The 13,030-nt window shown below is 52.5% G+C and carries 19 protein-coding genes and 1 pseudogene; 7 read left to right on the forward strand and 13 right to left on the reverse strand.

The window, feature by feature from the left end; all coding sequences use genetic code 11:
* Positions 1 to 249: pseudogene (locus tag G403_RS25490) on the reverse strand (IS110 family transposase); the annotation flags it as partial.
* 87 nt (positions 250 to 336) lie between these two features.
* Here G403_RS25490 and G403_RS0116690 point away from each other — a divergent pair.
* From G403_RS0116690 to G403_RS0116705, 4 genes are all read left to right on the forward strand, one after another.
* Complete coding sequence (locus G403_RS0116690) at positions 337 to 705, forward strand: nucleotide pyrophosphohydrolase (RefSeq protein WP_027854993.1); 369 nt, start codon at positions 337 to 339, stop codon at positions 703 to 705.
* A 217-nt stretch (positions 706 to 922) separates the two neighbouring features.
* Positions 923 to 1,156, forward strand: a complete 234-nt coding sequence (locus tag G403_RS0116695) for a hypothetical protein (protein ID WP_027854994.1) — start codon at positions 923 to 925, stop codon at positions 1,154 to 1,156.
* Positions 1,157 to 1,516: 360 nt separating this feature from the next.
* Positions 1,517 to 1,828, forward strand: coding sequence for a hypothetical protein (locus G403_RS0116700; RefSeq protein WP_027854995.1), 312 nt, complete (start codon positions 1,517 to 1,519; stop codon positions 1,826 to 1,828).
* Between the two features lie 302 nt (positions 1,829 to 2,130).
* Complete coding sequence (locus G403_RS0116705) at positions 2,131 to 2,457, forward strand: hypothetical protein (RefSeq protein WP_027854996.1); 327 nt, start codon at positions 2,131 to 2,133, stop codon at positions 2,455 to 2,457.
* On the opposite strand, the gene G403_RS0116710 is transcribed toward G403_RS0116705, so the two are convergent.
* The 8 genes from G403_RS0116710 to G403_RS0116765 all read right to left on the reverse strand — a co-directional run bounded on the left by G403_RS0116710 (position 2,447) and on the right by G403_RS0116765 (position 7,890).
* On the reverse strand, positions 2,447 to 2,689 hold the full coding sequence (locus G403_RS0116710; RefSeq protein ID WP_027854997.1) for a hypothetical protein: 243 nt from the start codon (positions 2,687 to 2,689) through the stop codon (positions 2,447 to 2,449). The two genes, G403_RS0116705 and G403_RS0116710, sit on opposite strands and share 11 nt — an antisense overlap.
* 229 nt (positions 2,690 to 2,918) lie before the next feature.
* Positions 2,919 to 3,809 (reverse strand): zonular occludens toxin domain-containing protein, encoded by an 891-nt coding sequence (locus G403_RS24640; protein ID WP_051299180.1) that lies wholly within the window; start codon positions 3,807 to 3,809, stop codon positions 2,919 to 2,921.
* A 139-nt stretch (positions 3,810 to 3,948) separates the two neighbouring features.
* The gene (locus G403_RS0116730; protein WP_027854998.1) at positions 3,949 to 4,269 is read right to left on the reverse strand and encodes a DUF5455 family protein; all 321 of its coding nucleotides are present in this window, start codon (positions 4,267 to 4,269) and stop codon (positions 3,949 to 3,951) included.
* A gap of 12 nt (positions 4,270 to 4,281) precedes the next feature.
* Positions 4,282 to 5,628, reverse strand: a complete 1,347-nt coding sequence (locus tag G403_RS0116735; RefSeq protein WP_027854999.1) for a hypothetical protein — start codon at positions 5,626 to 5,628, stop codon at positions 4,282 to 4,284.
* Between the two features lie 10 nt (positions 5,629 to 5,638).
* Positions 5,639 to 5,887 (reverse strand): major coat protein, encoded by a 249-nt coding sequence (locus tag G403_RS0116740; protein WP_027855000.1) that lies wholly within the window; start codon positions 5,885 to 5,887, stop codon positions 5,639 to 5,641.
* 325 nt (positions 5,888 to 6,212) lie between these two features.
* Positions 6,213 to 6,560, reverse strand: coding sequence for a hypothetical protein (locus G403_RS0116755; protein WP_027855002.1), 348 nt, complete (start codon positions 6,558 to 6,560; stop codon positions 6,213 to 6,215).
* Between the two features lie 15 nt (positions 6,561 to 6,575).
* Positions 6,576 to 7,616: a phage/plasmid replication protein, II/X family gene (locus G403_RS0116760; RefSeq protein ID WP_027855003.1), complete on the reverse strand. Its 1,041-nt coding sequence runs from the start codon at positions 7,614 to 7,616 to the stop codon at positions 6,576 to 6,578.
* Between the two features lie 76 nt (positions 7,617 to 7,692).
* Positions 7,693 to 7,890, reverse strand: a complete 198-nt coding sequence (locus G403_RS0116765; protein WP_027855004.1) for a hypothetical protein — start codon at positions 7,888 to 7,890, stop codon at positions 7,693 to 7,695.
* A gap of 425 nt (positions 7,891 to 8,315) precedes the next feature.
* On the opposite strand from G403_RS0116765, the gene G403_RS0116770 reads away from it, so the two are divergent.
* Both G403_RS0116770 and G403_RS0116775 read left to right on the forward strand, forming a co-directional pair.
* Positions 8,316 to 8,588 carry a hypothetical protein gene (locus tag G403_RS0116770; RefSeq protein ID WP_027855005.1) on the forward strand — a complete coding sequence of 91 codons (273 nt, stop codon included), beginning with the start codon at positions 8,316 to 8,318 and terminating at the stop codon, positions 8,586 to 8,588.
* A gap of 226 nt (positions 8,589 to 8,814) precedes the next feature.
* The gene (locus tag G403_RS0116775) at positions 8,815 to 9,189 is read left to right on the forward strand and encodes a hypothetical protein (protein WP_027855006.1); all 375 of its coding nucleotides are present in this window, start codon (positions 8,815 to 8,817) and stop codon (positions 9,187 to 9,189) included.
* Positions 9,190 to 9,382: 193 nt separating this feature from the next.
* Here G403_RS0116775 and G403_RS0116780 read toward each other — a convergent pair whose 3' ends face one another.
* The 4 genes from G403_RS0116780 to G403_RS24645 all read right to left on the reverse strand — a co-directional run bounded on the left by G403_RS0116780 (position 9,383) and on the right by G403_RS24645 (position 11,567).
* Positions 9,383 to 9,670, reverse strand: coding sequence for a hypothetical protein (locus G403_RS0116780; protein WP_027855007.1), 288 nt, complete (start codon positions 9,668 to 9,670; stop codon positions 9,383 to 9,385).
* A gap of 21 nt (positions 9,671 to 9,691) precedes the next feature.
* On the reverse strand, positions 9,692 to 10,363 hold the full coding sequence (locus G403_RS0116785) for a LuxR C-terminal-related transcriptional regulator (protein WP_027855008.1): 672 nt from the start codon (positions 10,361 to 10,363) through the stop codon (positions 9,692 to 9,694).
* A gap of 62 nt (positions 10,364 to 10,425) precedes the next feature.
* Positions 10,426 to 10,872, reverse strand: coding sequence for a hypothetical protein (locus G403_RS0116790; RefSeq protein WP_027855009.1), 447 nt, complete (start codon positions 10,870 to 10,872; stop codon positions 10,426 to 10,428).
* 32 nt (positions 10,873 to 10,904) lie between these two features.
* On the reverse strand, positions 10,905 to 11,567 hold the full coding sequence (locus G403_RS24645) for a DNA-binding protein (protein ID WP_051299186.1): 663 nt from the start codon (positions 11,565 to 11,567) through the stop codon (positions 10,905 to 10,907).
* A 145-nt stretch (positions 11,568 to 11,712) separates the two neighbouring features.
* Between G403_RS24645 and rimO the strand changes: the two genes are divergently transcribed.
* Complete coding sequence (rimO, locus tag G403_RS0116800) at positions 11,713 to 13,026, forward strand: 30S ribosomal protein S12 methylthiotransferase RimO (RefSeq protein ID WP_027855010.1); 1,314 nt, start codon at positions 11,713 to 11,715, stop codon at positions 13,024 to 13,026.
* The last annotated feature ends 4 nt before the right edge of the window (positions 13,027 to 13,030 follow it).

Here is a 13,030-nt window from a genome sequence, read left to right on the forward strand (position 1 = left end):
TCGGTATGGCGCCACGAACTGAGGGGCCATCATCCGGACTTCATGGCCAAAGCTGCGGAGCTTTCGGGCCCAGTGATGGGCACTACCGCAGCTTTCAATACCAACAATGCAAAGATTAAGCTGGGCGAAGAACTTCATTACCTGGCTGCGCTTGAGCGTCTTACGCAGAGCCGGTCGCTCCTGCTCATCAACCCCATAGACTTCGAAAACATTCTTGGCCAAGTCGAGACCAATACGCATAATTTCCATGATGGGCTCCTTCTTTACGATTGGTTGAGTCAACTACCAATCTGGCACATAAATGCCATAGGAGGGGGAGTCCATCCCATTTCCCTAATGTCGAACCCTTTCAAACATCTTAACGAAGCCATGGAGCAGTTCGCCAAAGAGCGAGACTGGGATCAGTTTCATTCACCCAAAAATCTCGCCATGGCCTTAACCGTTGAGGCGGCAGAACTGCAAGAGTGCTTTCAATGGACGACCGAAGCCCAGTCGTCAGAGCTGGATGAGGAGTCGCTTTCAGCGGTGCGCGACGAGATAGCGGATGTGCAACTTTACCTTATTCGCCTCGCAGGAAAATTGAACATCGATATTGAGCAGGCTTGCCAAGACAAGATGGTTAAAAACGCAAAAAAATACCCCGCACAAGAGGTGAAAGGTAGCTCCCGGAAGTATACCCATTACCGTAACGAGACGAACAAATGAATGACGCCCGCGGTTATCGCACTAATTTCCACAGGTGGCTTTTGATTTGCTTTTGAATAAAGACAGAAGTTAATAAGTAGATTACGAATACTCTATATCTTATTGATTTACAAGAATTAGGCTGCGCGAAATATTCGAAACCCGGAGAGCGTCCGCTGCGGTGAGCATCGCTAGAGAACGTCCCGGATTCCCACTAATTTGTTGCAAAGGAGTTCAGATGAACAAGGATGTCGAAAAACTTCAGGAATACCGCGAGCGCAAAGCAAACAAGGATCGCTGGAATCTGGGTGACTGGCGCGCAGAAGCTCATCCGACCAATAGAACTCAGGCACGCAATGGACAAGCGGTTAAACCCCAGGAAGAACTCTACGCAATTATCCGTAGCTTACGTATCCAGCTGATCATCTCGTTAGGCTTCAATGCGGTGCTCGTTTACCAGCTGTTATTCTGAAGCACAGAAAACGAGAGCCTAATGCCATGACGCGCTACGTTGAAATCTACGACACTCAGCCCGCAAAACTTAAATCTTGGCGACTCTCCGCGCGGTTTATCGCAACAGAACATCGGGGTGAGGGTACATGCCAGAGCCAAGAAGGACACAAACCATCAATCCACGAATCCACCTCCACACGAATATACATAATTTAACATAATATACATTATGCGAAGTTGCATATTGAGACATGACAGGACATCACAGATCAGCGAATACCCACCAACCACACCGCAAAACCTCCCCAAATCCTTCCGCTACGATCCCAATGACTCCTAAGAGTCGATGAGAAACTTTCATAATCAAGGATCGAAAAAAATGAAACATAACGCTGCATCAATGCTGAAATTCCGCCTGATCTCTCGCTGCGGTAACCATGCTCGCTACCTTCTGGCGTCTGATCTGGTAGAGCTTCTGGGTGTATCCAGGGCGACGGCTTACCGGATGATCGCCGAGCAACGGCTAACACCGCTACAACGGGAAATGCTGGAACTGAAGATATTCGGGCTAATTCCCGGCTGGGATGGCTGGCAGATCGAACCAGGTGCGTTGGTGGATCCGCAGGGATATCGGTACACCGTGGGTGAAATCATGGGTATACCGTATCTGAAAGCATTAAAAAGCGGTTAATCAGGGGGCTGTTAGGTCAGCGATCTGATCAACACCCGAGAGCTTTGTTCGTCAGTGCATCTACGAACAATGGCGGTCGCTGGGTCTGTAGTCCTGGCGATCGCCGCGGTCAAGGTATCGGCGGATCAACGATGGTGCACTGATCTAACAACGTGATGCCGCCTATCACGCTAACGCGTAAAAGCATGCCCGGGCCTGAGCGAACTCCCTTAATTTATTTCGTGACAATCACACTTTTTAATTGCTTTTTGTGACGGTCACGCTATAATGAATATAGTGACAGTCACGAAATGGAGAACGACATGAAAAGAACCGCCTATCAAATGTTCTGCGAGAAATACGGATTAAAACCAGAGTGGCCGAGCGCAAAAGAGCAGTTTGCAGATTACTGCAAGCAATACGAGCTAGATATTGATTACGAGACGGACGAGCTCAAGCCAGCGCCTGGAAGTGATGATTTTAACGAACCAAAAAAGCCAGGGCGAAAGCCGAAACTCAAGTCGGGGGCTATGACAGCGGCGGAACGAAAAGCAGCCGAGCGGCAGCGCCGCCAGGCGCGGGGTGAAGTGCAAATGTGGCTAACGCCGGAAGAAGTAAAAGTGATCGAGCAACTAAGGGCTAGAACATAAGGTGATAAAGCAACAACGCATTGAGCCCGACCGAGATTATGAGCTGTGTCCGCTGGCTGCGGATGATGGTGTAAAGCTCTTCCGTGGATTTGTCGTGTTTGCGGTTTTTTCGGGCCCGGGCTAACTGCGTGGGGTGCGCCTCCTTCCTCCAGTCGCCCAAATTCCACCGATCCACATTCGCCTGACGGTCCCTGCGGTCCTGTTTCATGTAATCCCGATCTTGTAATGACATGCCCTGCTCTCCCTGCTATTACGAAACGGGGACGATCACCCCGCCAAGCTGTGACGATTAAGGGGTTTTGACCCCTCCACGCCTCGGGGACTCCTCCGGAGTCGTCGACCCCGAGGCGCGTCCAGGTCAATCGAAACCTTCTTCTTCTTCGATCTGACGGGCGCGAATCACCCCGGTAACGAATATAGCAACAAACAGCAGTGCGATTAAAAAATAATCCATATCGACCTCACTGATAGGACGCACGCCACCAGCTGGACGGCGTGATCAGGGAAAGGATGGACGCCAGAATGACAACGACGAACCCAAAAACCTTTAAAGCGCGAGACACGAAACGGCTCCAAAACGATACCTTCGGTGGCAGTTTGTAGCCCTCCAGGTGCCAGGCAGGCAGCAGCATGTGAACCCCGGCTGTGCCGTGATGTTTGATAGCCCAGGGCGGAGAATACTCAGCATCCAGCACCTGCGCGGTGTTGTAACACCGTTTAACCGCCCCGCTGATGGTTTTAGATTCGATCTTAAGGCCATCCGGCGAATAACCATCGCGGAACGTCACACGAAAGGTTTTCGGGAAACGAAGTGTCTTTCCGGTGAGTTTGCGGGTCAAAGAGCCGAGGATCGGGATGGGTAAGCGGGACATATCGCGGCAGTAACCGGTTTCTTGCGCGAGTGCTTCCCTGATCTGCTTATCAACCATATCGATGTGCTGAACGATAAAGTAAGCATCCCAACCGCGTTTTCTGAGCAATACCAGGAAAGAGATGATGTTAAGCCGGTCTTTATTGGTGTAACTCCGGGTATTGAGAAACTGGGCCAGTTCATCCAGGAGCAACAACGAGTTTGCCGCGGGGTCGTAATTGGGACCCGGAATCAACGAGCCGTCAGGACCCGGTACCAGTGTGGCGTTACCCGGTGGGAGCGCCTTCAAATCATCAGAACTGGGATGATCCGGGAGCCGGTAAATTCGAACGGTCTTATTACGCTTATCGCCGAAGTTCTCGGGATACAGGTCAACGTTAGTGGCAACCATTCGCCCTTTTTTCAGGTACGACATCGCGACACCAACACTAACCATGGTTTTGCCGGTACCGAGACGACCGGTCACGAAACGAAAAATCATGACTGTGATACCTCAGCTATGATGTCGAACCACTGCAAATCCGAGTACACCATGCCTAGCGAGAATCCCACCAGGAAAACAACCAGGAAAACAAACAGGGAGTAAATCGCGAAACGTAAAAGCATCAGCCAACCCTCCTTTACAGCGCCGACGACCAAAGCCGGATAATGGCCGCGTGATACTCAAACGTGGCCCGAACCACCCAGGCAGACATGCCGGCACCGATACAGGCGATAGTGTTATCAGGTACGAACCAAGACATTGCCCGAGACAGGTCATCGTTAACCGCCATTTCAATGCCGCCGATCAGTCCCATCAATGCGGCGATCAGCACACCGAAAATCGAGGTGTAAACGGCGATCAATGAGAGAGACGCCGCGATCTTTGCCGAAATGGTACCGGCTACCCAGCCAGTGAAACTTGAAGCAATCCAGGTGATTAAAGCTGCGATAGCTTGCATGTATCCGCCCTCCTACGCCGCGCCCTTGCGAGCGCCGAGAATAATGTGAACGATCCCGAAAAACGTTAAAACGTAAATGAACCAACCGAGCATATCTTGCGCGGTCTGGAGCTTTGAACACTGGGATGTACTGGGAAATACAACCGATGCACCGTCCCAATTGAACGTGATGGTTTCGCACGTGCCCGAGGACTGAAAACCAACATCGGGATTGATACCGAGATCAGGCATATCAGGGAGCGTGTCGAACTCATCGGTCAAATTCTTGTACGCCTCATCGGCTGGACTATCACCGATAATGTCTGGCTCTTCTGGGATGTCTTTACCATCGACAAGCGTTTCCTTGAGCTCCTGTAAAAACCCCTTTGATTCTTCCAGCTGAGTCTTAGCCTCCTGTAACGTCTGCTCACGGGCATAATCAGTCGGCAATTCGAACGGGGTTTCTGTTTCGACTTCGGGTGTTGGAGATTCTTCGACAGGCATACCATCGATGCCAAGACCCTGACCTTCGAGAGGATTGTTTACGATAGCCGCTTCAGGTAACGCAGCAGCACCAGGCACACCGACTCTAACTTCATCCTGGGCGTCAGCTACCTCGGGGTAAATATAAGGATTACCGTTGGGGTCTGTGACCCAAGGACGCAATTGGGTCTGTGTTGCTTCATCCGCTACAGCATCAACGATTTCCCAAACCTCTTGATCTGGTACCACTTCTACACCAGTTTGCTGAGCACAGTACTGAGCGCCAACGGGGTCGGTACAAGGCTCAAAGTTAACAACAATATCATGCCACGTACCCCATTCAGCGACGTAAAACCGTATCAATCCAGGAGTATTAGAGGAAGGATCACCCTGTTCGACAATTGACACATTACGTGCAAGCACATTATTTGAACTGGGCAAAACTGCTGCACAACCTTCGATAGTGGTTGCCTGACAAAACCATGTTTGACCGCGAGTTTCATAATACGAATTAGCCCAATAAGAGGCAGTTCCAGCGGGACGAACAACCTGACCTGTTAACTCATCTATCGACCAGCCGGCAGCGAAAACCGCAGCTGTGACAGCTATTTCAAGGGGATTTTTCTTTACCCAAGAAAGTGGATTTCCGCGTTTCGGAACACGAAGCCGTTTTTTTACGTAAGCGGTTTTACCGGGAAAATTAGGATCATCAGCGGCCCATTTTTTTTGAAAATGATAATCCGCTTCGAAATAGCCTTTATCGTTTCCAATGTTATTGACGGAATAAACATTAACGGCCGCACCGTTATATGCGTATGCACTGCCGACCATGGAAACAAAAAGGGCGACCGAAGCCGCCCCGATTGCTCCGGCCCGCTGGAATAACCGGAGTAACATAACGGTCCCCTTAAATCTGAGAACCGAAACGCTTGAACAGCTTGAACAGGATCAACGCCCCGAACAGGGTAATGACCACCGGCCACACCAGATCAGCCAGCGCCAGGGCGTCGGTCTCGATAGCGGTCAGCTCAGTACCGATGGAGGCCGGAAGTGCTGCGTTGGCGCTAGAGGCCAGACCGGTGAGGCCCGCGATGATTGACGCGCGGAACGCAGCTGATTTGGTGCACGCTTGGGTGAAACGATCTTTCATGCTCATAAGAGACTCCTAAATTTTTTCGAAGTAACGCCGGGTCATTGTGATTAAAAAGCCGATGCCCCACCCCGACGCGAAAAGGGCCATCAACATTCCGCCGTACTCGGCAACGAAATCTTCGACTGTCATGACGAGGACCCCGCTACCCAGCCCAACATGAAGGCGAGAGCACCCGTAGAAACAGCGATGACGGTGTTACTCTCGGTCGCCATCCTCTCAGCGTCCCCGATCGTGAGCGGATCACCCGGCGCGGAGTAAGCAATTTCCGGGACCAAAGCGGCGCAAAGAACGAGCGCAAACGTTGAGAAGAAAGCGATTGTCGGGTTCATTAGCTCGCCTTCCGTTCCTGAGACTGCGCGTTCGGGAAAAGCAGCTTTGAACCTTTCGGCATCCGCACAGAAAGCCAGGCACCGGTGCTACCCCCTTTACGGGCGTTACAAACGACGGGGACCATTACTTGCTGACCTTGAATGCGGCCTGCCTGAGCCTGAAGTGTCGGTAAATCTTCCTGAGAGATATCGACCCGGATAACTTCTGTTTGCGGGTTGCCGAATTGATCTTCATACGGATTATTCAAAATGATCCGATGATTGAATTTCGTTTCATCGTTTCTCCAGGGCTCTGATTGAACAGAGTGGAAGTTGCCAATAACAAAATAACCATTATTAAAAGACATCTGGATTTCTCCTGTTTATGCGACCGCAACTAAGCGGTTTTTAAAGGCCCAATCGGGAATCTCGACAGGCTTGGCTTCAAGCACCCGAACCAAGGGCACCACGTTATTACCCGACGCGAAAGGCGGGGGGTTTGAGATATCAACACCAAACTCGAGAAGACGCTTCCGGTGACGGTAAAACGTCGGTTTGGGAAGAACATCAAAAGGAGTGTGGCCGCCTTTCCAAAGGTGATAGGTTCCGGCCAGAGAACGCGGGAGCTTTAAAGCGACATCATCGCTAAGCGTCATTTTTTCAGTCATTTCAATTCTCCCGATATATTCGGAAAAAAGTTCACGTACCCGAGCGGGGGGCACTTGGAAGGCATACTTGATGCCGAGGTCTCGCAGCTCTAACTGACGAAGGCGAAGCTCTAAACGGAGCTTGTCTTGAACCCAGTCGCGCAGTGGTTTAAATCGTGGATGGTCAGGGAGTTTGTGCTTACCCTTCCCTTCGACTTCCGCAGCCTTACCGTAACCTTTGATCGACCAGCGACGAGAGTGCTTACCCCAGTAAACGGTGCCCTTGTCATTACGCGGGCGACCGTGCCGGGTGTGAGAGCAGTACTCAGCAGCACGAAGCCAGGCGTTAACGTCGGAACGCGAGGGAAGCTGGTACATGTAGTTGACATCGAACATGTCGAGTTCGAAGCGCCCTTCTCGGATCGCTTGCCAATCGACAGCATTTTGGAAGAACGGCGTAACGAGCTCGGCATCAGTGAGCTGAATAACGACACGCTGCATTGCCATCTCAACCAGGTGGCAAATGTCATCACCGCCGATGATGTTGTGACCCTGAAGAAACTTGGCCGGGTTACCAGAAAAATGGAGCTCTGTTGCGTGACCTTCGCCATCGCCACCCTGAGAGCGAACAGCGATAGAGGTATCAAAGGAACCTTCCACCTGAGTGCGGCAAACGCTGGACCACTCAATCTCACCTTCAGGGGTCAGTTTCATGACCTGACCGGACTGAATAGGTGCGTGAGTACAAGGGATTTTGCAGGTGATCCAATCAATCATAACGACCACCGAGTCTCAAAAGTGAGACAAACGTGCAGTATTACTACACTGCACGCCCACGATCTGGCCGCCCGGATCACTTCACACCTCGGTCATAGCAAAGCATGAGGTAACCAAAGAGGTTAAAAACGAGAAACCAAGCGCCGACCACCTGGACGAAATAACCGGGAGTCGACAAAACCATCAGACCACCCACAACAACAGACGCAGCGATGACGCCCATCTCGAAGAGCAGAAAACCAGCAACGCGCTTGGGGATCAGGGGAATGATCATTCTGCCGCCCTCCCACATTGAACGCAGGCCAAGTGCCAGGCAAAAACGCCGGTTCCCACCCCTGCGCGGGCTTCCCCCGTCGAGCTGCGCTCGCCGCCGCCGATCCGCTTCGCGGATTTCCCCTTGCTAAAAGCAAAAGCGGTCATTCAGCCGCCCTCCCACATTGAACGCAGGCCAGGTGCCAGGTCGTACCGTAGTAAAGCGCCAAGGAGCCGGAGCAGTGCCGGCAGCGGGTGGGTTCAGAGTGGTAAACAATTCGACCGAATTGGTAAGCAGAGTGGTAACGCATGTCCGTTGCCTCCAAAGGTGTAAACCAGTGGGAGACAACATTAGTCAACCGAAAGTACCCTGTAAACCACTTGGCCCCGTAGTCCAACCGGGTAACGTCAACTAAGATTACTCTAATTCAACAAAGGGGGTGCGTTATGGGCTACAGCATCATCCTTGTTGACGCCATGAAAGAAGCACAGGGAATACCTTCGGACTACAAAGCTGCCCAAGCGCTTGAAGTCTCTAGGCAATTCATATCAGCGGTAAGAGCAGGAAGGAAAAATCTAGCGCCAGAACAAATAGTTAGAGCTGCTAAACTCGCTGGAATAGATCCGGGTGTGGCGTTAATGAGGCGATTCAAAGAAACGATAGAGGATCTCGAAACCAGACAGGTGATGGAGGAAATGGAGAAAAAAATAGCCAGCTAAATCAAGACCTTATAGGGATTTGCTGATGCACCACAATATACATTATGCGAATTATTATATTGAGGCATAACAGGAGCCTCAAGATCAGCGAATCCTTACCAACCAGCTCCAGCCAACCTCCGTCGCAGCCCAATTAAACCGGCTGGCGCTAGCCCGCACCGGGCTTTAAACTGCTTTAACATTCCAGTGGCATAACAACGCTGGCTATCACAATCGGAGACAGACCATGACTCAGACCAAAACGCTCTCCACAACGAAAAACCAGGAGCTGGAACCAACCTCCAACACGTACCCGACAGTCGCCAACAACCTGCTTCCAGGTCTCGGGGTATTCTCCAGCGTCATGCCGGGCTTGATGATTGACTACCGGCGTATCGAAATACGCCTGAATGGCGGACAGACATCGATCCATGGCGAGCGCAAGACACTCCAGGACGGCCAGATAACTGCCGAGCAATTTGATCTCTCTGCGCCCGCTGAGATCTACATAGAGGCTCTGGAGGCCATGCAGAATCAGATGAACTCAATGATTCAAGCGGCACTAACGCCGTGGGCGCTTATGATGTGGCCTTTCCAAAGAGCCTCTGAAAACGAAAATTAGGAAAAACTCCTATATCCATTTTCTCAGCCAGCGCCATAATAGACCCATGGATTCCGGTTCAGGGCATGAACAGACGGATGGCAGATAGCGGCAAAGGACGCAGGATGCATGCAGGAGCATGGTGCCGCAGGGTTTAAGGAACGCCGAATGAGGGGTGCATGATGGATCATGTGCCCCTTTTCTTTTTTAGCCATCAGGCCTGATGCGGAGGCTCATCCGGCGAGCGGTAGTCAGCGATAAAGCCCGGAAACAGCTCGACCACCTCCCCGGTTAAGTCCGACTGCACATACAGGCAATGAAACGCATCTTCAGGCGACGATTTGCCGATCACTTCGTAGTAACGCCTGACCGACAGCAGCGTCTTTCCCTCAACGACCAGGTCCGCCTCCAGCCTGACACTATCCCCCAACTGAATAAGTTGCCAAAGCGACAGAGAGTCATTGACCTGCTGTTCTTGAGGCGCATCTTTAGGCTCAGTCATGCATTGCCACTCAGCCGACCATCAGGTTTGAAGAATGCCGGCACGCATCGCCATCTGAATGATTTCAGAATTGGAGTTAATACCAAGCTTGCGCAGCAGGTTCGCGCGATGAGCATGAACGGTTTTTGGACTGACATGCATAATCGATGCAATCTGGTTAACCTTGTGCCCTTCGGCAATCATCGAAAATATTTCAAGCTCTCGCCCGGTAAGCTGAGAGAGCTGATTATCTTCGTAAGCTTCCTCTTCGCAATCAACCAGTTGCGCTATGGATTTAGAGTAATACTCACCACCCGACGCAACCCGAACAACTGCAGGATACAGATCAGTAGATGCCGCTTTTTTGGTCACATAACCAAGCACGCCAGCCTGGGAGGCTCGCTGAGGGTAAGGATTGGAATCAAGCCCGGACACAACCAGAATGCGCGCCTGCGGATCATAGCTACGTATGCGACGAATAGCTTCCAGGCCACCTGCAGTGGACTGCACCTCTTCCGAATCGCTATCCATGGGGATTGCCAGATCGAGTATGACGACGTCGGGCTCCTGAGAGCGATAGAGCATCATGGCCGATGCGCAGCTGTCGGCTTCGCCAACAATCTCAACCCCGCTCCTGGCTATCAGCAACTGCTGGTAGCCAAATCTGACAATCGAATGATCGTCAACCAGTAGAACGCGTATCGCCTGACTCATTAAGTCTTTCTCTCAAGCAGGATGCGCCACCGAAAAGCCGCGCTCACTAGTCTCGATTCTAATCAGGTAGACAACAACGAATCAATACCATCAGCCCCGCGATAGCTGCCATGAGCATCCACATCAACCGCATACGCCGAGGCCAATTCACTACCAACGAGACCCGAGGGCAAGGCGACCAGTTCATCACTGTAACCAATCAGCGTAACGCCCTCCTTCTTGCAGTGCGACAAGACCTTTTCCAGGGCCTTGATCACTGCCAGTTGCCGATCATTCAGCTGAGGGCCGGAGACCTGCGTACGCTTCTTGCTTGAAGTTTGCCGAATCACATAATCATCCTGATCCAACAAACAGATCGTAACACCGGCCAGCTTGGCTTTAATCAGAGCCTGCTTGCAGGTCTCAAACTGCGAATCACGCTTACAGCAGATGGTATCACCGGGCGACGCCCCAGCAATGAGCGCTACTATCTGCTCCTGACCATCGTCTATATCGATATGAAGTTCCATAAATATCAGCCTGATAGGTCAAAGTGTTAACGCTATTTTTCAATTTTTTGCCTGAGCGCAGCATTTTCACGATTCAGCTCATCATTCAATCGACGCAAACGCTGCAGCTCTTCGTCCTGAATACTGAGCCGCACCCGAGCTTCAATCAATGCCTCGCTACCGCCACCCTCACCCGACATCGCCCTCTGCTGGCGAAGCTGGTGCTCAAGCTCATCCACGCGAGCCCCCATGCGATAGCTTTGCTCATCCGCTTTGAGCAGCTTCTGCTCCAGTGCATGCTTTTCATCGGAGAGCAGCTCACACCGCTCAAGCAGCCGGCCATTCTGGGACTGCAGCTCCTGCAGTGCTTGATGACCGCCCTGCTGCGCCACCTGAGCCTGCTCGCGCAACTCCCGCTCGCGCTGCTGGAGTAACTGTCGCTGCTCCTCAAACCGGTTCTCGGCGTAGGCGAGCGCCCGATCCCACAACTGATTAGCGACGGTCAGAACAGGCTCAGGCAACTCCGGGTGCTGTCGCCGACGCTGTATCCGGTCCCCGAGCGCAGCCCACCACTCATTCAGCGCCTTATTGATTGTTGTCAGGCTGCCGGTTCCAATGCGCTCTCGCACAGCTTGCTGAGTCGGCCGAACACCCTCCTCAAGCAACGCATCGGCCGCATCAAACACCTTCTCCCGAGTTGAAGCTTTTTGTTCCATTAATACACCATACGTATCATTTGATATGTATTACTCGCCAATATTAGCATGTTTCACCCCTTCTCCAAGACGCTTTATCGATTGAACCGACAACTTCCGCTAGAATCCGCGCGATCACCCACCGCAACTCCAGAGGATCCAGTGCATGAGCGCTCCCAAAGTCGGTTTTGTCAGCCTTGGCTGCCCCAAGAACACGGTCGACTCAGAACGCATTCTGACTCAGCTACGTACGGAGGGTTACGATATCAGTGCCTCCTACGACGGCGCCGATGTGGTTCTGGTTAACACCTGCGGCTTTATTGACAGCGCGGTTCAGGAATCCCTCGACAGCATCGGAGAGGCGCTTCAGGAGAACGGAAAGGTGATCGTTACCGGATGTCTCGGCGCCAAAGAGGATTTGATCCGAGAAGTACATCCCAAGGTACTGGCAGTCAGCGGGCCTCACCAGTACGACCTGGTCATGAAGCAGGTACACGAAGTAGCCCCAAAACCGGTACACGACCCATACACCAGCCTGGTGCCTGATACCGGTATCAAGCTGACACCGCGACATTACGCGTATCTGAAGATCTCCGAGGGCTGCAACCACCGCTGCACCTTCTGCATCATCCCCTCCTTCCGTGGAGACCTGGTGAGCCGCCCGGTGGGTGACGTGCTGAGCGAAGCGCGCAGGCTGGCAGAGAACGGCGTTCAGGAGTTACTGGTTATCTCCCAGGACACCAGCGCCTACGGTGTCGATACCAAGTACAAACTCGATTTCTGGGATGGCAAACCCGTTAAGACCCGTATGAAGGAGCTTTGCGAAGAGCTCGCCAAGCTGGGCATCTGGGTACGCCTGCACTATGTCTATCCCTATCCGCATGTGGACGAAATCATTCCGATGATGGCCGAGGGCAAGATCCTGCCTTATCTGGATATTCCGTTCCAGCACGCCTCACCTGCGGTACTCAAGAATATGCGCCGACCCGCACATGCGGAGAAAGTACTGGACCGCATCCAGAACTGGCGTCGCCAATGTCCCGAGCTGACACTTCGGTCGACATTTATCGTCGGCTTTCCGGGCGAGACCGAACAGGACTTTCAGATTCTGCTCGACTTCCTTGAAGAGGCGCAGCTGGACCGGGTGGGCTGCTTCCAGTATTCACCGGTCGAGGGTGCCGCCGCCAATGCGCTTCCGGACCCGGTAGAAGATGCCGTCAAACAGGAGCGCTGGGAACGCTTTATGGAGGTCCAACAACGGATCAGCGCCGCCCGCCTCCAGGCGAAAGTCGGCAAAACCATCGAAGTCATTGTCGATGAGGTGGTTGAAGAAGGCGCGGTCTGCCGCTCCCAGGGTGACGCACCCGAGATCGACGGCCAGGTATTCCTCGACAACCAGACTCACCTGACGCCGGGCCAGCGATTACTGGTTGAGGTTGAAGAAGCGGACGAATACGACATGTGGGCACACCCGGTATAAAAGG

This window comes from Marinobacterium litorale DSM 23545 (assembly GCF_000428985.1).
GTDB lineage: Bacteria > Pseudomonadota > Gammaproteobacteria > Pseudomonadales > Balneatricaceae > Marinobacterium_D > Marinobacterium_D litorale.